The organism is Novosphingobium hassiacum, from assembly GCF_014196055.1.
GTDB classification, from domain to species: domain Bacteria; phylum Pseudomonadota; class Alphaproteobacteria; order Sphingomonadales; family Sphingomonadaceae; genus Novosphingobium; species Novosphingobium hassiacum.
In genome coordinates this window covers 139,051-162,029 of sequence record NZ_JACICY010000003.1, presented here as the reverse complement: position 1 = coordinate 162,029, position 22,979 = coordinate 139,051, and the positions used below count along the sequence as shown (strand labels likewise).

Sequence of the window (22,979 nt, the reverse complement as noted above, 5' to 3'; positions counted from 1 at the left end):
GGAATGGTTGCAAGCCAGAAGGACCGGACGGGGCGGGTCCTGAAAATACGGTGGACGAGATCGTGAGACTGCCTGCGCGCTTGTCTGCGCGGGCCGCTCCGTCGGCGCGCGCACCGCGCCGCGCCGAACTTGCCGCCGGCGTGTCCTGTGTCCTCACGCTTGTGCTGATAGCAGCCGACATGCTCGTGCCGGGTCAGAGCGACGTGCTTTATGTCGCCACCCTGATCAGCGCCATCGCGGCTTGTGCGCTGTTTGCCTTCGTCCCAGCCCGTGTCGAACCGGTGCCCGTCGAACTCGCCGAGCTCATCCGCGACCGTGATGCCGCGCAGTCGGCAAGTGCTGCCAAGAGCCGCTATCTGGCCAATGTCAGCCATGAAATCCGCTCGCCGCTCAACGCGATCTACGGCTACGCGCAGCTGGTTGAACAGGAAACGGCCGTCGACCCCAGGGACGCCGCGCGGGTCATCCGGCGCAGCGCCGAACACCTCACCAACCTTGTCGAAGGATTGCTCGATATCGCCTCGGTCGAACAGGGCATCGTGCGCATCGACAACGCCGTCGTTCGTCTCGGACCCGTGGTCGAACAGGTCGCCGACATGTTCCGTCCGCAGGCCGAAGCCAAAGGCCTCGAGTTTCGTTGCGAAACGCCCGATCGACTTCCCGAATTCGTCCGCATGGACGTGCGCCGCGTCCGGCAGGTGCTGATCAATCTGGTGTCTAACGCGGTCAAGTTCACAGCGTCGGGCACCGTCGTGTTGTCGCTGAAATGGGCGGGCCAGACCGCGACATTCGAAGTGCGCGATACCGGCCCCGGTATAGCGTCTACCGATGCCGAACAGGCGTTCATGCCGTTCGAGCGGATGGATCAGACCGGCGCCGGTGAGGCATCGGGCGCGGGCCTTGGCCTGGCGATCACGCGCGCGATCGTCAACATGCTTGGCGGCGACATCTCGGTCGACAGCCTTGCCGGGCATGGCACGTGCTTCACTGTCCGGCTGTTGATGCCGCAGGTTTCAGGCGTCGTCGACCGCGCTGCCGCTGCGCTCAGGCCGACCGGCTATACCGGTGATCGCCGCTCGCTCCTGCTCGTCGACGACGATCCCGACAACCGTTCGCTCCTGCGAAGTGCGCTGGGCGAACTCGGCTTCGAACTGTCGCAGGCCAGCGACGGCCATACCGCGCTGGCGCTTGCAGGACAGACGCACTTCGACGCGGTGATCCTTGATGTCAGCATGCCGGGAATCTCGGGTTGGGAGGCCGCCGCCCATTTACGCGCCGTGCACGGGGCCGCCATGCGGATCATCATGCTCTCGGCCAACGCGTCCGAGCGCCACGGCGCTTCCGGCCAGGAACCCGACCACGACCGTTTCCTGCTCAAGCCGATCGATCTTTCACTTCTGATCGACACGCTGGGAGAATTGCTCGGCCTCGAATGGACACGGCCCGTATCGGCCGATGCGGCAAAATCCGAACGCCGCGATAGCGTGCCTGAGCTGACACCAGCCGCGCTTGAACATGCCCAACGACTGAAATCGCTTGTGCGGATCGGCCACGTGCGCGCATTGGAGGACGAGATCCGCAATCTTGAACGTGCCGATCCCAATGCGCGCGTGCTGATTGCAACCCTGTACGATTGCCTCGACCGGTTCGATCTTGCGGGCCTTGGTCGAACGCTGGAGGAATTCTAGATGAGTGGCGGTGCCCGCCGCGATACGGTTCTCGTCGTCGATGACGAGCCGGATTCGCTGCGTTTCCTGACCGACACGCTCGAAGGCGCGGAGATCACCGTGCTCGTCGCCATCTCCGGCGATGCCGCGCTCGACTTGCTCCAGCATATCGTGCCCGACCTGATCCTGATGGACGCGGTCATGCCGGGGATCGACGGCTTCGAGACCACTGCGCGAATCAAGGCACGGCCTTTGCTCGCGCATGTCCCCGTCGTGTTCATGACCGGGCTGACCGAGAGCGAGCACGTGATCGAAGGCTTCGAGGTCGGCGGTGTCGATTACGTGCGCAAGCCGGTCAACGTCCATGAACTGCTTGCGCGCGTCCGCGTCCACATCGGCAACGCTCGGGCAATGCAGGCGGGCGCGGCAAGCCTCGACGCCACTGGGCGCATGATGATGGCGACAGATACGCGCGGGCAACTACTCTGGTGCACGCCGCTTGCGGAACAGGCGATCGCGCGCGCCAGCCCGGAATGGAGCCGTGAGCGCGGCCCGCTCCCCACTGCATTGCGCGTTCCGGTCGAACGGCTGCTCGGGCGCAGTTCGCCGCCCGGTGCCGCTGCCAAGATCGATCAGGGCGATACCACGCTCGAACTGGTGGTGATCGCGCAGTACCGCGAGAACGAGGTGCTTATCCGCCTCAACGAGCTGAACCCCCGCGCGGACGTGACCAAGCTGCAGCAACGCCTGTCGCTGACTGACCGTGAGGCCGAGGTGCTGCTGTGGATCAGCTACGGCAAGTCGAACGGCATGATTTCCGAAGTGTTGGCGATCAGTCCGCGCACGGTTCAGAAGCACCTCGAGCGGATCTATGAAAAGCTCGGCGTCGAAACGCGCGCGGCCGCCGCCGCCATGGCGATCAAGGTTTTGGGCAACTGACTGCCGACTGAGCGCTGTTTGCAACGCCGGACGCGCAAAGGGGAAACTTCCACGCGCCCAACGCCGCACCGGCCTGCATCGCTGTTGCAGGGCCAGCAGTAGGACGATGTGGTCTGGCTAGCGGCTTCGCGCGGCCTGACCATGTCTTGCAGCGCTCGCCATCTGCTGCACAATCGGTTCGACGCTCGCAATTGCCGCGCGACGACACTGGTAGTTCGGCAGCGTCTTGTCGATCCACCTGTCGGAAGGATCGCATGCCTCGGCCGCTGCTTCGGAAATTCGCACACGCAAGCGTCGCAGGTCCGATGAATTGCTGAGGTCGAGTCCCTCGGACGATACCGAGATATGGACGGTTTGAGCTGCTTCACCGGCGAAAGCCGTCTGCGGCGCAGACAGCAAGCCGATCGCCGCCAGGGCGATAAAGTGCCTCTTCATGGCATTCTCCTGCGTTTCTTGTCGAAGCGGCGGTTGGTCCGTCGCTCTTTCATGAATCGGCGGGCTTTCCCGGTTCCTGATCCAAGCTTGGAAAATACGCCGAATCACGTAGGCGCACAAGTGTAACTTAGGACAGTGGTCCAATATTTTTGCTGCCAGATCATGGTGCTGTGCGGCAATTGCGGGCGCAGCACCGAACGCGGTTGCCCTCTGCGCTGATCAAGGGCGTTTCGGCGGTAAGCGGGCGCCACGGCGGATACGGGCGGCGCTTTCCCGATGGCGGTGCAGAAAATAGCGCGAGCAATGTCGCGTTCGCATCCGCAGGTATGATCCTCCCACACGCCATCTGAACATTGCACCAGGGCAAAAAAGGGGCCGCTCCGTTGCCGGGGCGGCCCTTTGAAGTTTTGGGAGAGGATGCCTGAAAGGCCCGTCCGAGATGGGGCGGTTTCACTCGGGTCGCAAGTGCGAAAGTAACCACCGCAGTTGCGATATCTGCAACCGTACATGGTGCGCCTGGCTCTGCAGGTCCATCGAGGTGTAGTTAATTACAGGAAAAACAATGGACTCATACGAATGCGGGATAATCGCCTGAGTACATAAATGCATCGCGCGCATATCCAATGGCTGAATCGACGCGCTCGCTTCTGCGGTTGCAGACGCTCCCTCGGATTGCTATAACACATAACATATTGGCGCGGATTGACGTTATGGGTGGCCAGCGACCGCAGCCAACCCGACACGCTCGGGCCACTCCGATCTGACCTTCGCCATGCAAGAGGACCGACCATGACCGACCAGCCAAAAATCGAACGCGCCGAAGAAGACACTGTCGCCTATACCGTTGAAGACGGCATCGCCTGGGTGAAGTTCAATCGCCCGGAAAAGCGCAATTGCATGAGCCCCAAGCTCAACCGCCAGATGGGCAAGGTCGTCGCCGATCTCGAATTCCGCGATGACGTCAAGGTGCTGGTTTTGACCGGCGAGGGCGATGCCTGGTCGGCCGGGATGGATCTCAAGGAATACTTCCGCGAAACCGAAGCCGAAGGCCTCGGTGCGATCCGCAAGGCCCAGCGCGAAGCCTATTCGTGGTGGGAGCGCCTTCGCTGGTATGAAAAGCCGACCATTGCGATGATTAACGGCTGGTGCTTCGGCGGCGGCTACGGCCCGCTGTTCTCGTGCGACATCGCCATTGCCGCCGAAGACGCGCAGTTCGGCCTGTCCGAGATCAACTGGGGCATTCTTCCGGGCGGCGGCGCGTCGAAGGTCGCGGCCGACCTGATGCCGCTGCGCAAGGCGCTGTACCATGCGATGATGGGCGAGAACCTCACCGGCAAGCAGGCCGAGGCCCAGGGCCTCGTCACCGAAGCCGTCCCTGCCGCCCGGCTCCACGCCCGCGTCCTCGAAATTGCCCAAGCGCTGGCGAAGAAGGACGGCCACGCCCTTCGCGCGACCAAGTGGGCCGTGCGCCGTGTTGCGGAAATGACCTACGACAACGCCGAGGACTACCTGATCCGCACGCAGGAAGCCCTGCACAACTTCGGCGGCGTCGAGGCGCGTAAGGAAGCCACCCGCCAGTTCCTCGACGAGAAGAGCTTCAAGCCCGGTCTCGGCACGTTCGATACGAGCAAGATCAAGCGCTGATCTGACTGAACTTCCCCTCCCGTTTGAGGGAGCGCGCAACAAAAACGCCCCTCCCGCTTGCGGGAGGGGTTGGGGGAGGGCATGTTCCCGTTCCGACAAGGAGCGCCCGCACATTGCCCAACCGCTATGACGCACTGATCATCGGCGGCGGGCACAACGGGCTTGTGTGCGCCTTCTACCTCGCTCGCGCCGGGATGAAGGTCCGCGTGCTCGAACGCCGCCACGTCATCGGAGGTGCGGCGGTTACCGAGGAATTCCACCCCGGTTTTCGCAATTCCACCGCCAGCTACACGGTCAGCCTGCTCCAGCCCAAGGTCATCGCCGAGATGGCGCTTCACGATCACGGCTATCGCGTGATCGAACGCCAGATCAGCAACTTCTTCCCGTTCGAGGACGACTATCTGAAACTCGGAGGCGGACCCGGCCGGACCCAGGCCGAGTTCGCGCGGTTCTCAAACGCGGACGCGCTGGCCTATCCGGATTACGACGCGGCGCTCGGCCGCATCGCGCAAGTCCTGCGCGATATCGCGCTCAAGTGCCCGCCCAATGTCGGTGGCGGCATGAGGTCGCTGCTCGCCGCTGCGCAGCAGGGCTGGCCGCTCGCCAACCTCGATACCACCACGCAGCGTGACCTGCTCGCCGTGTTCACCAAGTCCGCGCGCGATTTTCTCGACGTCTGGTTCGAGAACGACCGCGTTAAATCGGCCTTCGCGTTCGATGCGGTCGTCGGAAACTACGCGGGCGTCTCGACCCCGGGCAGCGCCTACGTTCTGCTTCACCACGTCTTCGGCGAGGTCAATGGCAAGCCCGGTGCGTGGGGTCACGCCATCGGCGGCATGGGCGCGATCACCCAGGCGATGGCGCGTGCGTGCGAAAAGGTCGGCGTCGAAATCAGCCTCGAAGCGCCGGTCGCGCGCGTCCTCGTCAATAACGGCAAGGCGGCGGGCGTGAAGCTTGAAGGCGGCGAGGAACTCTACGCCCCGATTATCGCCGCGAACGTCGGCCCCGCGCTGCTCTACCGCCAGTTGATCGATTCAAGCGATCTGGACGAGGATTTCAACCGCCGGATCAAGGGCTACAAGACCGGCTCGGGCACTTTCCGCATGAACGTTGCGCTGTCCGAATTGCCCGATTTCACCGTCCTGCCGGGAAAGACCCAGGCCGAACATCACACCGCCGGGATCATCATCGCGCCGGGGATGGATTATATGGATAAGGCGTTCATCGACGCGCAGCAATTTGGCTGGTCCAAGCAGCCCATCGTCGAGATCACGATCCCCTCGACCGTCGACGATAGCCTTGCGCCGCCTGGTTGCCATGTCGCCAGCCTGTTCTGCCAGCAGTTCGCGCCGGAGCTTCCCGACGGCCGATCATGGGATGATTGCCGCGAAGAAGTGGCCGACCTGATCATCGACACAGTCACGGCCCACGCGCCCAATTTCAAGGCCAGCGTCATCGCCCGCCAGATCCACTCCCCGCTCGATCTCGAACGCAAGTTCGGCCTGATCGGCGGCGACATCTTCCATGGCACGATGGGCCTCGACCAGATTTGGGCCGCCCGTCCCGTGCTAGGCCACGGCGATTACCGCTCGCCGATCAAGGGCCTCTACATGTGCGGATCGGGCACGCACCCCGGCGGCGGCGTGACCGGCGCGCCGGGTCGCAACGCCGCAACCGAGATTCTGCGCGACCGGTCGGTGATCTGGAAGTTGTTGCATCGCGCGTGACACAACCGCCAAGGGTACTGCTCCCCCGCATAGGCGGGGGCCTCGGGAGTAGCGCGCAAAGGCTTGAGGTCCCCGCCTGCGCGGGGACGCCACTTCGTAAATCTATTAGCCCAAAACATCCGCCACGGGCACGTAATCGTATCCCAGTTCGCGGGCCACGGCTTCGTACGTTACCTTGCCGTCGTGCACGTTGAGGCCTGCCGCGAGATGCTGGTCTGCCAGAAGCGCCTGCTTCCAGCCCATGTTGGCGATGCGTAGCGCATGCGGCAGGGTCACGTTGTTGAGCGCATACGTGCTGGTCCGGGCGACTGCGCCGGGCATGTTCGCCACGCAGTAATGCACCACGCCATCGACGACATAGGTAGGCTCGGCGTGGGTCGTCGCGTGGCTGGTTTCGAAGCAACCGCCCTGGTCGATCGCGACATCGACCAGCACCGCGCCGGGCTTCATCGTCGACAGCATGTCACGCGTCACGAGCTTCGGCGCGGCGGCACCCGGGATCAATACGGCACCGATCACCAGATCGGCCTCGGCGACCAGCGCGGCAAGCGCGGCCTTGCCCGAATACAGCGTGCGGGCGCGACCTTCGAAGTGATTGTCCAGCCGCTCGAGCACATCGGGATCGCGGTCGAGAATGGTCACGTCGGCGCCGAGGCCCACTGCCATCTGCGCTGCGTTGACGCCGACTACGCCGCCGCCGATCACGACGACCTTGCCGGGAAGTACGCCCGGAACGCCGCCCAGCAGCACGCCGCGCCCGCCGTTGGCCTTCTCGAGCGCGGTTGCGCCAGCCTGGATTGCCATGCGGCCAGCAACCTGGCTCATCGGCTTGAGCAAGGGGAGGGCATTGCCCGCGCCCGTTACGGTCTCATAGGCGATCGCGGTGACGCCCGACTTGACGAGGTCGGCGGTCTGCTCGGCATCCGGCGCGAGGTGAAGGTAGGTGTAGAGGATCTGGCCACGGCGCAGCATGGCGCGCTCGCCCGCCTGCGGCTCCTTCACCTTCACGATCATCTCGCATTCCGCAAACAGCGTCGGCGCGTCGGCCTTGATCGTCGCGCCTGCCGCTTCGTAGTCCGCATCGCTCGCGCCGATGCCGTTGCCAGCGCCTGTCTCGACCCAGACCTCATGGCCATGCGCAACCAACTCCCGCGCGCTCTCGGGCGTCAGGCCGACGCGGTACTCATGGTTCTTGATCTCGCGGACGGTTCCGATGCGCATGACAGGACTCCTGAAGCTGGCTTTGGTTATGAACCCGAGGATATCCCGGACAGTCCGGTAGTTCTTGCCTTTTTCTACCTATCCGGCGGTACCGAATGGTGATATTTCACGAATGCATCCAAAAAAATGGGAAAATCTTGCATGGATCGCGCCGATCTCGCTCTGCTTGAAGCCGTTCAGGCCGATTCCAGTCTTTCCGTGGCCGAGCTTGCGGAGAAGATCGCGCTGTCCCCATCAGCCTGCCATCGCCGGATCAAGGCGCTCGAACAGGCGCACGTCATTGCGGGGTACGGCGCTCGTCTCGATCCGCGCAAACTCGGCCTGACCATCGAGGTGTTCGTCGAAATCACGCTGATCAGCCAGAGCCGCGAAGCGATGGACAAGTTCGAGCAGGCGGTGTCCGACTTCGACGACATTCTAGAATGCCACCTTATGTCGGGCACAGCCGATTATCTGCTGCGCGTGGCGGCGCGCGACCTTGAACAATACGATCGCATCCACCGCGATTGCCTGGCGCGGCTTCCCGGAGTCTCTTCGATGCGATCAAGCTTCTCACTGCGCCGCATCAAGCGGATGACGGGATACCCGGTCCGCCGCTCTTCGCTCGGCTGAAGTCCTCCAGAACGGAGCGAGTGTGCACCTGGCGAGAGGGATTTTGCGGATAGCGAATCGGTGGTGCGACTCGAAGCGCTCAGGCCACAGGGCAGTGCCAATTTTTAAGATTGGCGGCGTAAATCGTAGTCCCGAGCGTTAACCAATATTCGCAATATTTCAGCATAGTCGGCCGTTCGCGCTGCGCGATGAGGGTGCGACAGAGTGCGTCACGTCTTGCATAAATGCGAGGTAATGCGCGCGTCACAGTGGTTAACCCGGACCGTCTACTCGGTCGCCCGATCGGCCTTCGAAACTGCATTAACCACAAACATAAACCCTCCATTATCGATGCATCAGTGGCTACTTCGCTCCGAATCCAACGTATTCGGATTCACCGGAACGTGTCATTTGGCTTAAAAGATTTTCAACAAGTTAACCAATTGACGCAGTTGTTTGATAACGTTTGCCAGCCCGATCTTAACCCGTTCGACTTCACATGCACGAAGAACCGATTTTGGGTTGCCGATCTTACCGTGTCCTGATGGGCACTTTGGCATCGGAAGTTTGCAACGCGTCCCATCGACCAATCAGGTCGCGGGGGTATCGCATGCCGTTGTCACGAATGATCGCATTGTTGACGCTGGGCGCGGCATCGCTTTTGCCCGCCGCAGCCTTTGCGCAATCCACCGTTGCCGGTCCCACGGCTTATGTCGGCGGCAGTCGCGTGTTGACCATTCCAGTCACGGCATCGGTTGGCGGGCGCTGCACGTTCGCGCTGAACGGTGCACCTGGGGGCAGCTTCGACGCGGGTCAGATCGACAGGCTCGGGTGGGCCAACCAGTTTCCGTTCGTGCTCGATTGCAACGGTGCCGCACGTGTCGCCGTAACATCGGCAAACGGAGGTTTGCGCACATCGACGCAGCCGACCGACGTCGGCTACCTCGGGCTGGCCCCCTATCAGGTCCGTCTGAATTTGGCAGGCGATGCAAGCGCGACGGCGTCGGCGCAGTGCGATGTCGCCACTCTGGCCACTGGTGCCAGTAGTCCTTGCGCCTTTATCGGTCCGGCAACCCAGACCCAGGGCCTGCGCATCGCGCCAAGCTCGAAGAACCTCACCGGTTCTTATCTCGAAGTCAGCGCCGCCGCCTACTCGGGCCCGGGAATCCTGGTCCAGGGCGCTTACGCCGACACGCTTACAGTGACTGTTTCGGCCGCAATCTAGCGGTTTCGTCTACGGCCTCCGGCCTGACCGGTGCCGCAATACCCGCCAGTCGCCTGGCGAACAAGAAGAGCCGGGTAGCCGGCAAATGCAGAAGTGCCGGGCATCCGGCGAACACATGACAGCCGGGTTGTCGGCACAACACTGAAAGGTATCAAGGCAATGAAGAAGTTTCTCCTGCTCTCGGCGGGTGTCGCCATCGCCGCAGCCGCCAATCCGGCTGCCGCGCAGAGCGTGACCGGCACGGTCAATGTCACCGGCAGCGTAGCGGGCCGTTGCTCGGTCGTCGCGCCGGGCGGATCGGCCGTCCAGACGTTCTCCGGCACGATCGGCCTCGGCCAGCTCGATGAAGACGACGGCACCCTCAAGTCTTCGCTTGAAGGCACGACGGCTGGTGCCTCGGGCGGCACGCCGGTCGAAACCCGCGTTGTCTGCACTTCGGCCTCGGTGAACATCGACGTAACCGCCGAAACCCTTGCCAACGGTACGCGCGGCACCGCGCCTGCTTCCGGCTATGCCAACGAAATCAACTATACCGCAGAAATGCAGGTCGCGCTGGCATCGGGCAGCAGCGACAACAAGGTGACCTTTGATACCGCGACAGCGGCAACGGCCACGAAGACGGTCGGTCGCCTGGCCGCCAGCGGCAACAACGTCACTGTCAAGGCTTACGGCTTCGCCACCAAGGGCGGCGCGTCCGGCCTGCTCGTTGCGGGCGACTACACCTCCACCATCACTGTCAACGTCGCGCCTTCGGCCTGATCCCAAACCTGGAGTAATCATCATGTTCAAACTTACCATGGCCGCCGCAGTCTCGCTTGCCGCGATCTCGGCTCCTGCTTTTGCGCAGTCGTCGACCGGAACCGTCGATGTCAGCGGTTCGGTCGAGGGGCGCTGCCTGTTCACCGTCCCATCCGAGACGATCACTCTGGGTGAACTCGCCCTCGGCGGCGTCGATGGCACCGCTGGCCGTCTCGATACGGCCAAGGTCGATGCGCAGTCGGCTACGCTGAGCGGCTGGTGCAACAATGCCGCCGCAACGATGAAGGTCGAAGCTCTGGCGCTCACGAACTCGGCTGCCGCCAGCAGTGCTGCGTTCACCAACCGCATCGACTTCACCGCTTCGGCCGAAGCCAATTCGGTGACCGCTACCGATACGACCACCGATGCAGCCGTCGGCGCCGAAGAAGACGTCGGCATGTTCTCGGGCGACGTCGTGGTTACGCTGGCGAGCGCTGATGCTGCGGGCAAGCTGCTCGTTGCAGGTGATTACAGCGGTCAGGTGCTCGTCACGCTCGCTCCCAACTTCTGATCAGCCGCTCGCGCGCTGTCTCTTTCCGGAGAAATTCGATGAATTTTCGCAAATATCTTGGGTCGGTTGCTGTCTTGCCGCTGATCGTCTGCGCTGCCTCCGCGCAGGCACAGGATGCCGCTTCGGATAGTGACAGCGCGCAGGTTGCCGTGACCGGTTCGGTCGCCCGCCTGTGCATCCTGGGCGAGCCTTCGCAAGCGGTCGTCGATCTGGGCCAGATGGCCCAGACTTCGGGCACCAACGTCGGCAGGATCGCTGCCCTATCGGCTCAGACCGTCAGCTTACCCGCCAGCTTCTGCAATTTCGCCGGCTCGGTGGTCTCGGTCTCTGCAAGTGCCCTCGTTGGCAACAGCGGTGGTACGCCGCCTGCCGGTTTTGCCAAGGCGGTAAACTACACCGCGACCGCCTCGGGCTGGGCCACGCAGGACGCCACTGCCACCAGCGATGCCAGCGCCGACGGAGCGAACCCTGAACAGAGCGGCGCAGGCGGGACGCAGCCCGATCCCAAGCAGGCCGATATCGATGTGCAACTCGCGAATTACACCGTCCCGGGCAACGCACTGCTTGTTGCTGGTGCTTACACCGGCCTCGTGACTGTCACGCTTGGCCCGGTTCCGATCGCGGAGTGATCTGAAATGAAAGCACTCATTTTCGCTGGCACTGCTCTCGCGGCAGTGTTGGCACAGCCCGCACAGGCGCAGTCCGCATCGGACAGCCAGGATTTCTCGGTCATCGGCAACGTGCCGGCGCTCTGCGTCGGCGGTGCGGTCACTCCGGCAGGCGGGATCTTCGATCTCGGCGTGCTGGTCGATACCGCGACCGGTTTCCTGCGCACCGATCTGTCTGCTCCGGCACAACTGATCCAGGGCAGCTTCTGCTCGTCACGCAGCACGATTGCGGTCGTGGCAACGCCAATCCTTGCCCAAGGCTTCACCGGCACCGCTCCAGCAGGGTTCTCGCGCAGCATCGACTACGTCGCCTCGGCAAATGGCTGGACGGCCAGCCCTGCGGTCTTCGCAACCGCAAGCGCAAGCAATGCCGCTGCATCGCAAACGCGCGAAACGCCATTCAGCGGCCCGATCAGCGTCGGGATCGCAGGCTTTGCTACGACGGGCGGCTCGGCTCTGCGGATGGTGGCAGACACGTCCTACCTGGGTACGGTCACCGTCACCCTGACGCCTGATAACTGAGCGATGGCCAGGTTCGCCCCGCTAGCGTTGGTTATGGCGCCGCTTGTCCTGACGGGGCAGCCGGCCTTCGCGCAGTCGGCCACGGCCAGCCGCGCGATGCCGGTCACGGGCTCGGCGCCGCAAATCTGCGCTATCGCCGAGGGTGATCTGCAGGCGGGGCAGCTCGTCAATTTTAACGGGCTTAGCGGCGATACCCTGCAGATCACGCAACTGCTCGATCAGCAGACGCTGGCCGCCCGTCCAGCAAGCGCCACGTTGAGCTTCAGCGCGGTGTGTAACTATCCGCATCAAATACGTATAGAATCGCAGAACAATGGTCTCTGGCCAACCGATGGACGGCTCGTCACCGCAGCGCCCGGCTTCGCTTCGGCGCTGCCTTACGATGCCAGCGTGACGTGGAGTGATCGCACGGGAACACTGCGCACCGATGCGCTGGTGCGTGGTACGCGCGATCAGCGCATCACGCTCGATCAACCCGCTTCGGGCACCCTTACGCTGCGTTTGGCGATTGCGTCTGGGGCTTCGAACAACGGCAGCAACACGCCCGTTCTCGCTGGTGTCTACGGCGATACGCTGCGCATTTTCCTGGAGCCGCGTTGATGCGAAAAGCCGTTTTCTTAGCTGTCGCGCTCCTGCCGCAGACCGCATCCGCGCAGGACATTGCCCGGTCGGCGCAGGCGTTGGAATTGAGCGCGACCGCGCCGGCCAACTGCGTTGTTCGTGCGGTGCGCGCTACGGGCGCATCCAACGCCTCGTTCCAGTCGTCGGGTGCGACCGGCGGTCAGGTCACGATCACGCGGTTGGTCGATGCAGACACGGCCGAGCCCCGCGCGACATCGATCGACATCACCATTCCTGCCACCTGCAATGCCTCGCACCGCGTCAGTGCGCGCTCGGGGCAGGGCGGCTTGCAGCGGCTCGGCGCAACCGGCGCGCAAGGCACCGGCTTTTCGGAATTCCTGCCCTACTCGATCCAGGTCGGATGGGCGGGCAATCAACTGGCCCAGGCAAGCAACCAGGGGCCGCTCGCGATAGTCGTGCCCAACAGCGCGACGGGTGAATTGGCCTTGCGCATCGCCACAGCTGCGGGCGGCACCCCGTTGGTCGCAGGCCAGTACGAAGATTCGATCGTCATTCAACTACAGCCTGCGGACTGATCCATGACCGTGCGCATCAGGAGCCTGCCCGTGAAGTCCTTCGTAAACCGGTCGCTTTTCAAGCTGGCCGTCGCTGCTTCGACGATCATCGCGGCACCGGCAACATCTACTTGGGCGATGACGGTCCAGCCCGTCGTGATCGATCTCAAGACCTCGGGCCGCGACATGTCGCAGGTCGTCACGGTCGAAAACACGTTCGCTAATCCGCTGCCGGTCGAACTTACCGTGCAGGAACTCGCGTTGACCGAAACCGGCGTTTCGCCGACCGGCAAGGATCCGGGCGATCTGCTGGTGTTCCCGCCGCAAGCGCTGATCGAGCCGGGCCAGACCCAGTCGTTCCGCGTGCAATACGTCGGTGACCCCGCGTTGGCGGGCAGCAAGCACTACTACATCACCGTCGCACAGCTTCCGGTAAAGCTGCCCGAAGGCCAATCGGCGATCCAGATCCTCTACAACTTCCAGGTCCTCGCCAGCGTGTCGCCAGCCGGCGCGAAGCCCATGCTCGAAGTGCGTTCGGCAGAAGTGGGCAAGAACGCCGACGGCAAGCCCGTCGCGATCGTCACTGTCGGCAACGGCTCGCCGGTCCACGGCTACCTCAGCGCCAACAAGCTGCGCATCGTCGAACGCGATGCGGGCGGCAAGGAGCAATTCCGCCGCACGCTGTCGGGCCCGGAAATCCAGCAAACCATGGGCTTCGGCCTGATCGGGGGCAATCAGACGCGCAAGATCACCGTGCCGGTTGAACTGCCGCTCGCCGATGGCAAGGTCGAAGCGACCATCAGCCCGGAAGGTTGAACCGGTGAGGGGGTGGACCAGACGGGCTTGGGCGCTCGGCGCAAGCGTGTTCATACTCGGCCGCGTGCCGGTGGCGTGGGCCGAAGCGACCGAACTAGACGGGGGTAACCTCGACAGCGAGGCATCTGCTTCGAAGTCCGGCGCGGCGCAGGGTGGCGGCCAGTTGCCCGCGCCTGCATTTCGCGCGCAAAAGCTCAACCCGACCGGCCGTACCGTTGTGTTGACCGTTCCGGCCAAGGACGGAAGCAACTACCTTGGCGACATTCCGTTGCAGATCGAAGCAGACGACCGGCTCACGTTCCCGGCGATGCGCGCGGTCCAGGTATTGGCGAACACACTCGCTCCCGATATCGTCGAGAACCTGCGCGCAAGCTTTGCCGGCAAGACCCAGGTCGGGCCTGAGGATTTCGCCCCGCTGGGCATTCAGGTCGCCTACGATCCACGCACGCTTGAATTGCAGTTCCAGATCCCGACCGAGCGCCGCGCGTCACGCAGCGTCTCGGTTTCGGCGCTCGACCGCACGCGGCTGGGCGAAATCGCACAGCCTGCCGATTTCAGCGCCTACATCAATATGCGCAGCTCGCTCGACCTGATCGAGGATGGCGTGGATACCGGCTTCCAGTCGCCCAACATGCTGCTCGATGGTGCGGTGCGGCTCGGCCCGATCGTCGCCGAAAGCGACGCGATCTGGCAGCCGGGCGGCTTCGGCGCAGATTTCCAGCGCTTGGGCAGCCGCTTGGTGTTCGACGACACGAAGCACCTCGTGCGCTTTTCCGCGGGCGATCTGGAAACGCAGTCGCGCGGCTTCCAGTCGGCGCCCGACATCGCGGGCATTTCGTTGTTCCGCTCGTACAGCGTGCTCAATCCGCAGCAGATCGTGCGTCCGCGCGGCGACCGCGCCTTCCGCCTCGATCGCGCATCGACGGTCGAAGTCATCGTCAACGGCCAGCAGGTACGCCGCTTGCAGCTGACCCCGGGCAACTACAACCTGCGCGATTTCCCGTTCACCCAGGGTGCGAACGACATCCGCCTTAACATCCTCGACGATACCGGCAGGTCCGAAGTCGTGCGCTTCAACATCTTTGTCGACCAGACCCAACTCGCCAAGGGCCTCAGCGAGTTCGGCGTCTACGCCGGCGTCAAGGCGCCTCTGGGGCTGAGCGGGCCGCGCTATTCGAACGACTGGATCGCATCGGGCTATTTCCGGCGCGGCTTGACCGACGCGCTGACGCTCGGCGCAAACGTGCAGGCGGATGCGCGTAGCCGCATGGCAGGGATCGAGGCGGTGCTCGGCACCCCATTCGGAACGCTCGGGACCAATGTTTCGTTCAGCAAGGTCGATGGGATTGGCACGGGTCACGCGTTCAATGCGACCTTCCAGCGCTTGATCCAGCGGCCGAGCGGGTTGGGCGACACGTTCAACCTGTTCGTCGAACGCCGCAGCCGCCGCTTCGCCCCCGTCAACTTCTTCCTGCCCGACAATCCATACCGCTACGAATTGGGCGGCGGTTACACCCACTCGTTCACGACCAGCCTTTATGGCGGCGTCGATGCGCGCTTCTCCAAGGGGCGCGCCGGGCGACCCGATGTGCACAGCTACCGGCTCAGCGCGGGTTGGCGGTTGTCCGATCGCGCCACGCTCAACGCCGAAACACGCTACCAGCAGGATTCGCTGGGCAAGGATGTCAGCGCGTTCATGTCGCTCGTCGTCCGCCTCGGCCGCTATTCCTCGGTCCGCTCCGAGTTTGACACGCGCGACAACCGTTATCGCGCCTCGTACCAGACGCTCAACGGCAGCGGCATCGGCAGCTACAACGTCACCGCCGATGTCGAACGTTCGGACAACGGCGCGGGCATCAGCGTCAATGGCAACTATGTCGCCAATCGCGGTGAGCTCGGGTTCAGCCACTTCGGCACCTACACCCGCGGCTTCGGCGACAGCCAGAACCAGCGCAGCACCTTCCGCCTCGGCACTTCGCTGGCGCTGGCCGGTGGCGCGCTCTCGGTTGGCCGTCCGATCTATGACAGCTTCGCCATCGTCAAACCGCACAAAAGCCTTGGCAAGGCCGACGTCATCGTCGACGCCTCGACCTTCGGCAATGCGGCCAACACCGGCGCGTTGCGCGCCGCGACGATGCCCAGCCTGCCGTCCTATTCAGAACGCACGGTCCCGCTCGACGTCCGCGATGCGGTGCCCGGAACTGACATCGGTCAGGGCTCGTTCCGCGTCTTCCCAAGCTACCGCAGCGGTTACCTGATTACTGTCGGGTCCGATTACAACATCACCGCGCTGGGCGTGATGCGCAACATCGATGGTGAGCCTGTCTCGCTGGTCAGTGGCACGGCCACCGAGCTCGCCCATCCCGAACGTCCCGCGCAAACGGTCTTCACTAACCGTGCCGGCCGGTTCGGCGCGACCGGGCTGGCAGCGGGCAAATGGAAGATCGAGATGCTCGATGCAGCCCGCTCGACCTTTATCCTGAACATCCCGGCCGATGCCAAGGGCATCGTGCAACTGGGCGACATCAAGGCGGAAGAAAGCAAATGATGGTGCAGTCAATCGCCAAGGCCGCAAAGGTCCTCACGATCCTTGCGGGCGCCATCGTGTCTCTATGCGCAGCGTCTCCGGTGTTCGCGCAATCGTGCGGCATCAACGGCACAGCACTGGCAGGATCATCAGTCACCTATGACCCGTTCTCTCCATCGGGCCTGCAGTCTCTCGATATTCCGCTGACGCTGACGCGGGTCAATGGCACCGGCGGCAAGAAAACGCAGGAAGCATACTTCATCCTGACAAAACCTGCGGGAAGCCCTGCCTACACCGTGCAGGCGACCGTACCCAACGGCAGCACTTTTTCAAACGTCCTCTATGACAGCAACGCACTGCCGGCGCAGTTGCCCACGATCAGCAACATCGCGCAAGGCCAGATCAGCGTCCAGTTCGGCGGAGCCAGCCAGCCGGATTCGCTGACCATCAATATTCGCGTCTCAGTGCCTGCGAACGTCAACCTGTCGGCAGGCGGGACGATTGATTTCGGCATCCGCTATGTTTGCAAGGGAACCGGCGGGCTTTCCGACGTGCTTACGCCCGTCGATCGCCCATCAGGTATTTCGATCAACATCAACGTGTTGAGTGCGCTTCGGGCCAGCTTTGTGGGCACCGCACTCGATTTCGGTGAACTGGCACAAGTCACCGCCGCGCAAGCCTCCACTGTGAAGACTTCAGCCTCCAACTATGTGCGCGTGCAAAGCTCCGGCCCGTATACGGTATCGCTCGCTGTTGAGGGTACGGACACGAATCCCTACACGCTCACGCCGAATGCGACGGCGACCAACGACACACTCCAGCGGATCGGCTACTCGCTCAAGTTCCTCGGGCAGACGCGCTCGCCATCGTCAACGTCGCCGATCACCCAGACTTGCGCGCGCGCAGGCGTAGGCGACGCGGTCGAAGACCGGTTACCCTTGCAGGGGACGCTGATCGACGGGGGATCGAACAAGACGATCTCCCCCAACTACTCGGAATTTCTCGTCGTGACGATCACGCCGCAAGTGGCCGGATTCAACGCGCCCACCGACTGTGGCTCGATCACGCTCTAGGCGATTAACGCGGTTCGATCTGGAAGCGGATCGAACCGCCGTTGCGACCATTGCTGTCGATCGTGATCGAGCGCGCGACGATGCCGGCATGGGCACTTTCGCTGATCACGACTTCGCCCGAACGATCGAGGTTGAGCACCCGGCCGTCGATGATCAGTCGGCCCGATGCCAACTGCGGCGAATACTTCGCGACAACGCGATAGCCCGCGCCACTGTTGCAGAACTCACGCAACGTGCCCTGAACCTGGCTGGCCCCAAGCGTTGCGTTCGCGCCGTTCTCGAGATTGACTCGGCAGACCACCGGGACCGTCCCGCGAATTCCGATTGTAGTGACCGCTTCAGATGCGGACACGGTGCCTGCAGTTGCAGCAAGCCCAGCGACGCCGCCGAGAACGATTGCCTTCGTGATCTTCATGTTACGAACTCCGATAAGATGTTCGTACCTTGCATCAGCTTTCACCAACGCGGGGTTGCGCCAACTGGTTAACAAACAAGACGATCGGGGTAGGACTCGCGGAATTCTGCGGTTTTTAAGCCATAATGGTGCTAAGTATGAACACGGATGCCCCGCTAGGCAACTGCCGCCCGGATGACGGGATGCGCGCATGAACGGCCTTGCCGGGAACCATGATGCGAACTCGCGCATAGAGGTCGCGGCGGCACACATGGCTGCGCATCACAAGGATCATCGCAAATGGCCGCGCGCGCATTCTGGCAGGGACAGCTTCGTCTGGCTCTCGTTTCGATCCCCGTTGAAGTCTATCCCGCCACCCGCAGCGGTGCCGCCATTGCCTTCCATCAGATCCATGAGCCGACCGGCAAGCGCATCCGCTATGAGAAGACCGCGCCCGGTGTGGGGCCGGTGGACCGCGAAGACATCATCAAGGGCTACGAGATTTCGAAGGGCAACTATGTCCTGCTCGAAGACGAGGAAATAGAGTCCGTCAAGATCGAGAGCCGCAAGACGCTCGAACTCGTCCAGTTCGTCGGCGCGGACGAGATCGACGTGCTCTATTACGAAAAGCCGTACTTCGTCGTGCCCGCCGACGATCTTGCCGAAGACGCCTACATCGTGCTGCGCCAGGCGCTGCGCCAGACTCGCACGGTCGGCATTGGCCAGCTCTCGGTGCGCGGACGCGAACAGCTCGTCTCGCTCAAGCCCTGCGGTCGCGGGCTGATCATGGAAGTCCTGCGTTATGCCGATGAGGTCCAGCGCGCGCAGAAATGGTTCAGCGAGATACCGGCGCGCGATGCCGATCCCGAACTGCTGGATCTTGCCGCAAGCCTGATCGAAAAGAAGACCGCCAAGTTCGTGCCCGACAAGTTCCACGACCGCTATGTCGACGCGCTGCACGCGCTGATCGAGAAGAAGGTCAAGGCCAAGGGCAAGAAGATCGTCGAGGACCCCGATGCCGATGCCGCACCGCAGGGCGGCAACGTGATCGATCTGATGGCGGCGCTCAAGAAATCGTTGGGGAGCGACAGCGCAAAGCCCAAGTCGAAAGCCAAAGCTTCAGCCAAGGACGATGACGAAGACAAGCCCGCGCCCAAACGCCGCGCTCCAGCGCGCAAACGAGCCTGAGCGATGGTCAAGACCGATCCTCTCTCGAGCTACAACGCCAAGCGCGATTTCAAGCGCACGGCCGAGCCTGCCGGCCGCCGCAAGTCGAGCAAGGACGGTAACCTGTTCATCGTCCAGAAGCATGACGCTACGCGGCTGCACTGGGATTTTCGCATCGAGGTCGACGGCGTGCTCAAAAGCTGGGCGGTCACGCGCGGCCCCAGCCTCGACCCCGCCGACAAGCGCCTTTCGGTCCAGACAGAAGACCATCCGATGGACTACGCCGAATTCGAGGGCACCATTCCCGAAGGCGAATATGGTGGCGGCACAGTCATGCTGTGGGATCGCGGCACGTGGACGCCCATCGCAGGCAAGAGCGCTAAAGACCTCGAAAAAGGCCACCTCCACTTCTGCCTCGATGGCGAGCGGATGAAGGGCGAATGGCTGCTCATCAAGTTGAAGCGCCGCAGCAACGAAAAGCGCGACAACTGGCTGCTGCGCAAGATCGAGGACGCCTATTCCGGCCCCGGCCTCGGGCTGGTCGACCGCGCTCTGACCAGCGTCCTGACGGGGCGCACGATGGCCGAAATTGCTGCGGACAAGCAGAGCGCGCATTCGCTTAAAGGCAAGAAGGGCGATGCCTTTACTGCCGAGATGAAGGCAGCGGCCAAGCACAACGCGACCAAGGGCAGGGCGCGCGCAAAAAAGCCCAAGGATGCGCCGCTACCCAAATTTCAACCGGTGCAGCTCGCGACGCTGGTCGATGAAGTTCCGACCGGCAATCAGTGGATGCACGAGATCAAGTTCGACGGCTATCGCGCGCTAGTCGCCGTCAAAGGCCAGAACGTGCGCATCCACACCCGCAGCGGGCTCGACTGGAGTGAGAAGTTCGCGCCGCTCGTGCGCCACTTCGCTGCGCTCGACCTGCCGTCCTGCCTGATCGATGGCGAGATCGTCGCGATGGACGCCGATGGCAACCCCGATTTCTCGCGCCTCCAGTCTGTGCTCAAGCGTGGCCATGGCGAGCAAGGGGAAGGGGATGCGCTGTCCTTCCATGCCTTCGATCTGCTCGAACTGGAAGGCGAAGACCTCACGCCGCTTACCAACATTGAACGCAAGCAGCGCCTCGCCGCGCTGTTGTCGGCAGCGCAGGCGCCGATCCACGCGGCCGATCACGTCATTGGCGGCGGGGAGAAGCTGCTGGCTGCGCTGTGCGGTGCCGGACAGGAAGGGATCATCTGCAAACGTGCCGACGCTACATATTCGGGCAAGCGCACGCAGAACTGGCTCAAGGTCAAATGCATCCTGCGCCAGGAATTCGTAATCGTGGGCTACTCCAAGTCCAGCGCACGCCGCCGCCCGTTCGCCTCGCTTCTGCTCGCACAGCGCGAGGGCAAGGACATGGTCTACAAGGGCAAGGTCGGCACCGGCTTCAACGAAGCCCTGCTCGACGAACTCGCCGCCAAATTCGCCAAACTGGAGACGCCGGAGCGTCCGCTCGAAGTGCCGAAGGTCGAAGCGCGCGGGGCGACGTGGCTCAAACCCGAACTCGTCGCCGAAATCGCCTTTGCCGAATTCACTGGCGAGGGCCGCGTGCGCCACGCCAGCTTCGTTGGACTGCGTGAGGACAAGAAGGCTGCCGACGTCGTCCCCGAACGCGCGGTCAAGGTCGATACCGCCCCAGAACTTGTGCCTATCAGCAACCGCGATCGCGTGATCTTCCCCGAAAGTGGCCAGACCAAGGGAAACCTCGCCGATTATTACGCTGCGCTTGCCCCCGCGATGCTTGCCTTCGCGGCCAATCGCCCGATCAGCCTCGTCCGCTGCCCGCAAGGTCGGGCCAAGCAGTGCTTCTTCCAAAAGCATGACAGCGGTTCGTTCGGCGAACATGTCGGCCAAGTACCCATCCGAGAAAAGGACGGCCACACCGAGGATTACCTCTACGTCAAGGATGCCGCCGGAATTCTCACCTGCGTGCAGATGGGCACGATCGAATTCCACGGCTGGTGTTCGCGCACCGAAGATGTCGAGAAGCCCGACCGCATGGTCATCGACCTCGACCCTGACGAAGGGCTCGACTTCGAGGACGCCAAGCGAGCCGCCAAGGACATTCGTGACAAGCTCTCGGACTTGGGTCTGGTCAGTTTTGCCATGCTCTCGGGCGGCAAGGGCATTCATGTCGTGGTCCCGCTTCGCCCTGACCACAGCTGGGCCGAACACGCCGACTTCGCCGAACGCTTCGCCCGCGCGCTCGGTATGTCCGATCCCGAACGTTACGTCGCCACGATGAGCAAGGCCAAGCGCAAGGGCCGCATCTTTATCGATTGGCTGCGCAACCAGCGTGGCAGTACCGCCGTGATGCCATACTCGGCACGGGCGAGGGCTGGCGCGCCTGTCGCGATCCCGATCACCTGGGATGAACTCGCCCAATTCAAAGATGCGCACCCGTTCAGCATCGGCGATATCGACAAACTGCTCGAGCGGGAGAACTCGGGACTGCTGACGGGGTGGGGCACTGCGGCGCAAAGCCTGCCGAAGATCTAGACCATGTCCCCCGGCCGCACCAAGCGGTCGAACGTCGCCTCATCCACCAGCCCCAACGCCAGCGCCGCCTCGCGCAGGCTAAGGTCGTGCTCGTGCGCATGCTTGGCGATCTTGGCCGCATTGTCGTAACCGATCTCCGGCGCTAGCGCAGTCACCAGCATCAGCGAGCGCTCGACCAGGTCACCGATCCGCCGCCGGTTCGGCTCGATCCCCTCTATGCACCGGGTGGCAAAGCTCGCCATACCGACCGACAGCAGATGCACCGAACGCAACACCGCCGCACCGATCATCGGCTTGAACACGTTGAGTTCCAAGTGACCCTGCATCCCCCCGACAGTCACCGCCTGATGATTGCCGATGACCTGCGCGGCGACCATCGTCAGCATCTCGACCTGCGTCGGATTGACCTTGCCCGGCATGATCGAGCTGCCCGGTTCGTTGGCAGGCAATTCCAGTTCGCCCAAGCCTGAGCGCGGCCCCGATCCAAGCAGGCGGACGTCGTTGGCGATCTTGGTCAGCGCCACCGCCAGCGTCGCCAGCGTCGCGGAGAACTGCACCAGGGCGTCGTTCGAAGCCAATGCCTCGAACTTGTTCGGCGCGGTCACATAGGCGCGGCCTGTCAGCGCGGCAATTTCGGCAGCGATGTCCTCGCCGAACCCCGGCGGCGCGTTCAAGCCTGTGCCAACCGCGGTTCCGCCCTGCGCCAGCCGCAGCAGGTGTACTTTGGCTTGCCGCAACCGTTCGGTCGCATCGCTCAATTGCTGGGCGTACCCCGAGAACTCCTGTCCCAGCGTGAGCGGCGTCGCGTCCTGCAGATGCGTTCGCCCGATCTTGACGACATTGCCCCAAGCCAGCGCGGCTCCTGCCAAGGCGCCCCGTAGGCGGCCGAGTGCCGGGATTAGATCACCGTTCAACGCCTCGACTGCCGCAATGTGCAGCGCGGTAGGAAACGTGTCGTTCGAAGATTGCCCCCGGTTGACGTCATCGTTGGGATGGACCGGCACCTTGCCGCCGCGCGTGCCCGTAAGGATTTCATTCGCGCGACCAGCGATGACCTCGTTGACGTTCATGTTCGACTGCGTGCCGCTGCCGGTCTGCCAGATCATCAGCGGGAACTGGTCGTCCAGCTTGCCGTCGCCGATCTCTTGCGCCGCCTGCTCGATTGCATCCGCCAGCGTGCGATCCAGCCCATGCCGACGATTGACCCTTGCGGCAGCCCGCTTGACCAGCGCGATCGCGCGCACGATGCCGATCGGCATCGTCTCAGTCGGGCCGAAGGGAAAGTTCTCGATGCTGCGCTGCGTTTGCGCGCCCCAATAGGCGTCCGCTGCAACGTGCACATCGCCTAGGCTGTCGCTTTCAATCCGGTACATC

At 63.2% G+C, this 22,979-nt stretch carries 21 protein-coding genes; 17 read left to right on the top strand and 4 right to left on the bottom strand.

Translation table 11 applies throughout. The features are described from left to right. Positions 1–62 precede the first annotated feature (62 nt). A complete protein-coding gene (locus GGQ88_RS08025; protein ID WP_343057126.1) occupies positions 63–1,688 on the top strand; it encodes an ATP-binding response regulator in 1,626 nt (541 codons plus the stop codon). Beyond that, positions 1,689–2,606 (top strand): response regulator transcription factor, encoded by a 918-nt coding sequence (locus GGQ88_RS08020; RefSeq protein ID WP_183612633.1) that lies wholly within the window; start codon positions 1,689–1,691, stop codon positions 2,604–2,606. A gap of 117 nt (positions 2,607–2,723) precedes the next feature. Here the strand turns inward: GGQ88_RS08020 and GGQ88_RS08015 are convergent, their stop codons facing one another. Continuing rightward, positions 2,724–3,041 (bottom strand): UrcA family protein, encoded by a 318-nt coding sequence (locus GGQ88_RS08015; RefSeq protein WP_183612632.1) that lies wholly within the window; start codon positions 3,039–3,041, stop codon positions 2,724–2,726. A 789-nt stretch (positions 3,042–3,830) separates the two neighbouring features. Between GGQ88_RS08015 and GGQ88_RS08010 the strand changes: the two genes are divergently transcribed. Both GGQ88_RS08010 and GGQ88_RS08005 read left to right on the top strand, forming a co-directional pair. After that, positions 3,831–4,685 (top strand): p-hydroxycinnamoyl CoA hydratase/lyase, encoded by an 855-nt coding sequence (locus GGQ88_RS08010; RefSeq protein WP_183612631.1) that lies wholly within the window; start codon positions 3,831–3,833, stop codon positions 4,683–4,685. A 113-nt stretch (positions 4,686–4,798) separates the two neighbouring features. After that, positions 4,799–6,412 carry a phytoene desaturase family protein gene (locus GGQ88_RS08005; protein WP_183612630.1) on the top strand — a complete coding sequence of 538 codons (1,614 nt, stop codon included), beginning with the start codon at positions 4,799–4,801 and terminating at the stop codon, positions 6,410–6,412. A 105-nt stretch (positions 6,413–6,517) separates the two neighbouring features. On the opposite strand, the gene ald is transcribed toward GGQ88_RS08005, so the two are convergent. Continuing rightward, entirely contained in the window at positions 6,518–7,633 is a 1,116-nt protein-coding gene (ald, locus tag GGQ88_RS08000) for an alanine dehydrogenase (protein WP_183612629.1), read from the bottom strand. 141 nt (positions 7,634–7,774) lie between these two features. On the opposite strand from ald, the gene GGQ88_RS07995 reads away from it, so the two are divergent. The 11 genes from GGQ88_RS07995 to GGQ88_RS07945 all read left to right on the top strand — a co-directional run bounded on the left by GGQ88_RS07995 (position 7,775) and on the right by GGQ88_RS07945 (position 17,500). Then, on the top strand, positions 7,775–8,245 hold the full coding sequence (locus GGQ88_RS07995) for an Lrp/AsnC family transcriptional regulator (protein WP_183612628.1): 471 nt from the start codon (positions 7,775–7,777) through the stop codon (positions 8,243–8,245). A gap of 589 nt (positions 8,246–8,834) precedes the next feature. Next, positions 8,835–9,449: a hypothetical protein gene (locus GGQ88_RS07990; RefSeq protein WP_183612627.1), complete on the top strand. Its 615-nt coding sequence runs from the start codon at positions 8,835–8,837 to the stop codon at positions 9,447–9,449. 159 nt (positions 9,450–9,608) lie between these two features. Next, entirely contained in the window at positions 9,609–10,208 is a 600-nt protein-coding gene (locus tag GGQ88_RS07985) for a hypothetical protein (protein ID WP_183612626.1), read from the top strand. 22 nt (positions 10,209–10,230) lie between these two features. Beyond that, complete coding sequence (locus GGQ88_RS07980) at positions 10,231–10,758, top strand: hypothetical protein (RefSeq protein WP_183612625.1); 528 nt, start codon at positions 10,231–10,233, stop codon at positions 10,756–10,758. Between the two features lie 38 nt (positions 10,759–10,796). Then, on the top strand, positions 10,797–11,387 hold the full coding sequence (locus GGQ88_RS07975; protein WP_183612624.1) for a hypothetical protein: 591 nt from the start codon (positions 10,797–10,799) through the stop codon (positions 11,385–11,387). A gap of 6 nt (positions 11,388–11,393) precedes the next feature. Beyond that, positions 11,394–11,948: a hypothetical protein gene (locus GGQ88_RS07970; RefSeq protein ID WP_183612623.1), complete on the top strand. Its 555-nt coding sequence runs from the start codon at positions 11,394–11,396 to the stop codon at positions 11,946–11,948. Between the two features lie 33 nt (positions 11,949–11,981). Then, complete coding sequence (locus GGQ88_RS07965; RefSeq protein WP_183612622.1) at positions 11,982–12,548, top strand: hypothetical protein; 567 nt, start codon at positions 11,982–11,984, stop codon at positions 12,546–12,548. Further along, a complete protein-coding gene (locus GGQ88_RS07960) occupies positions 12,548–13,105 on the top strand; it encodes a hypothetical protein (protein ID WP_183612621.1) in 558 nt (185 codons plus the stop codon). The genes GGQ88_RS07965 and GGQ88_RS07960 overlap by 1 nt, the downstream gene beginning before the upstream one ends. 30 nt (positions 13,106–13,135) lie before the next feature. Beyond that, entirely contained in the window at positions 13,136–13,900 is a 765-nt protein-coding gene (locus GGQ88_RS07955) for a fimbria/pilus periplasmic chaperone (RefSeq protein ID WP_343057125.1), read from the top strand. 4 nt (positions 13,901–13,904) lie between these two features. After that, a complete protein-coding gene (locus GGQ88_RS07950) occupies positions 13,905–16,448 on the top strand; it encodes a fimbria/pilus outer membrane usher protein (protein WP_343057124.1) in 2,544 nt (847 codons plus the stop codon). Continuing rightward, on the top strand, positions 16,445–17,500 hold the full coding sequence (locus GGQ88_RS07945) for a hypothetical protein (RefSeq protein ID WP_183612618.1): 1,056 nt from the start codon (positions 16,445–16,447) through the stop codon (positions 17,498–17,500). Before GGQ88_RS07950 ends, GGQ88_RS07945 begins: the two co-directional genes overlap by 4 nt. 4 nt (positions 17,501–17,504) lie before the next feature. On the opposite strand, the gene GGQ88_RS07940 is transcribed toward GGQ88_RS07945, so the two are convergent. Beyond that, positions 17,505–17,915: a hypothetical protein gene (locus tag GGQ88_RS07940; RefSeq protein WP_183612617.1), complete on the bottom strand. Its 411-nt coding sequence runs from the start codon at positions 17,913–17,915 to the stop codon at positions 17,505–17,507. Positions 17,916–18,194: 279 nt separating this feature from the next. Between GGQ88_RS07940 and ku the strand changes: the two genes are divergently transcribed. Together ku and ligD are read left to right on the top strand one after the other, a co-directional pair. Further along, positions 18,195–19,082 carry a non-homologous end joining protein Ku gene (gene ku / locus GGQ88_RS07935; protein WP_183612616.1) on the top strand — a complete coding sequence of 296 codons (888 nt, stop codon included), beginning with the start codon at positions 18,195–18,197 and terminating at the stop codon, positions 19,080–19,082. A gap of 3 nt (positions 19,083–19,085) precedes the next feature. After that, positions 19,086–21,605: a DNA ligase D gene (ligD, locus tag GGQ88_RS07930; protein WP_183612615.1), complete on the top strand. Its 2,520-nt coding sequence runs from the start codon at positions 19,086–19,088 to the stop codon at positions 21,603–21,605. Here the strand turns inward: ligD and fumC are convergent. Continuing rightward, the gene (gene fumC / locus GGQ88_RS07925) at positions 21,602–22,978 is read right to left on the bottom strand and encodes a class II fumarate hydratase (RefSeq protein ID WP_183612614.1); all 1,377 of its coding nucleotides are present in this window, start codon (positions 22,976–22,978) and stop codon (positions 21,602–21,604) included. The two genes, ligD and fumC, sit on opposite strands and share 4 nt — an antisense overlap. Between the last annotated feature and the right edge of the window lies 1 nt (position 22,979).

Coding starts and splice junctions, on each gene's coding strand:
- GGQ88_RS08020 (WP_183612633.1), top strand. CDS start 1,689: ATGAGTGGCGGTGCCCGCCGCGATACGGTTCTCGTCGTCGATGACGAG.
- GGQ88_RS08015 (WP_183612632.1), bottom strand. CDS start 3,041: ATGAAGAGGCACTTTATCGCCCTGGCGGCGATCGGCTTGCTGTCTGCG.
- GGQ88_RS08010 (WP_183612631.1), top strand. CDS start 3,831: ATGACCGACCAGCCAAAAATCGAACGCGCCGAAGAAGACACTGTCGCC.
- ald (WP_183612629.1), bottom strand. CDS start 7,633: ATGCGCATCGGAACCGTCCGCGAGATCAAGAACCATGAGTACCGCGTC.
- GGQ88_RS07995 (WP_183612628.1), top strand. CDS start 7,775: ATGGATCGCGCCGATCTCGCTCTGCTTGAAGCCGTTCAGGCCGATTCC.
- GGQ88_RS07990 (WP_183612627.1), top strand. CDS start 8,835: ATGCCGTTGTCACGAATGATCGCATTGTTGACGCTGGGCGCGGCATCG.
- GGQ88_RS07985 (WP_183612626.1), top strand. CDS start 9,609: ATGAAGAAGTTTCTCCTGCTCTCGGCGGGTGTCGCCATCGCCGCAGCC.
- GGQ88_RS07980 (WP_183612625.1), top strand. CDS start 10,231: ATGTTCAAACTTACCATGGCCGCCGCAGTCTCGCTTGCCGCGATCTCG.
- GGQ88_RS07975 (WP_183612624.1), top strand. CDS start 10,797: ATGAATTTTCGCAAATATCTTGGGTCGGTTGCTGTCTTGCCGCTGATC.
- GGQ88_RS07970 (WP_183612623.1), top strand. CDS start 11,394: ATGAAAGCACTCATTTTCGCTGGCACTGCTCTCGCGGCAGTGTTGGCA.
- GGQ88_RS07965 (WP_183612622.1), top strand. CDS start 11,982: ATGGCGCCGCTTGTCCTGACGGGGCAGCCGGCCTTCGCGCAGTCGGCC.
- GGQ88_RS07960 (WP_183612621.1), top strand. CDS start 12,548: ATGCGAAAAGCCGTTTTCTTAGCTGTCGCGCTCCTGCCGCAGACCGCA.
- GGQ88_RS07945 (WP_183612618.1), top strand. CDS start 16,445: ATGATGGTGCAGTCAATCGCCAAGGCCGCAAAGGTCCTCACGATCCTT.
- GGQ88_RS07940 (WP_183612617.1), bottom strand. CDS start 17,915: ATGAAGATCACGAAGGCAATCGTTCTCGGCGGCGTCGCTGGGCTTGCT.
- ku (WP_183612616.1), top strand. CDS start 18,195: ATGGCCGCGCGCGCATTCTGGCAGGGACAGCTTCGTCTGGCTCTCGTT.
- ligD (WP_183612615.1), top strand. CDS start 19,086: ATGGTCAAGACCGATCCTCTCTCGAGCTACAACGCCAAGCGCGATTTC.
- fumC (WP_183612614.1), bottom strand. CDS start 22,978: ATGTACCGGATTGAAAGCGACAGCCTAGGCGATGTGCACGTTGCAGCG.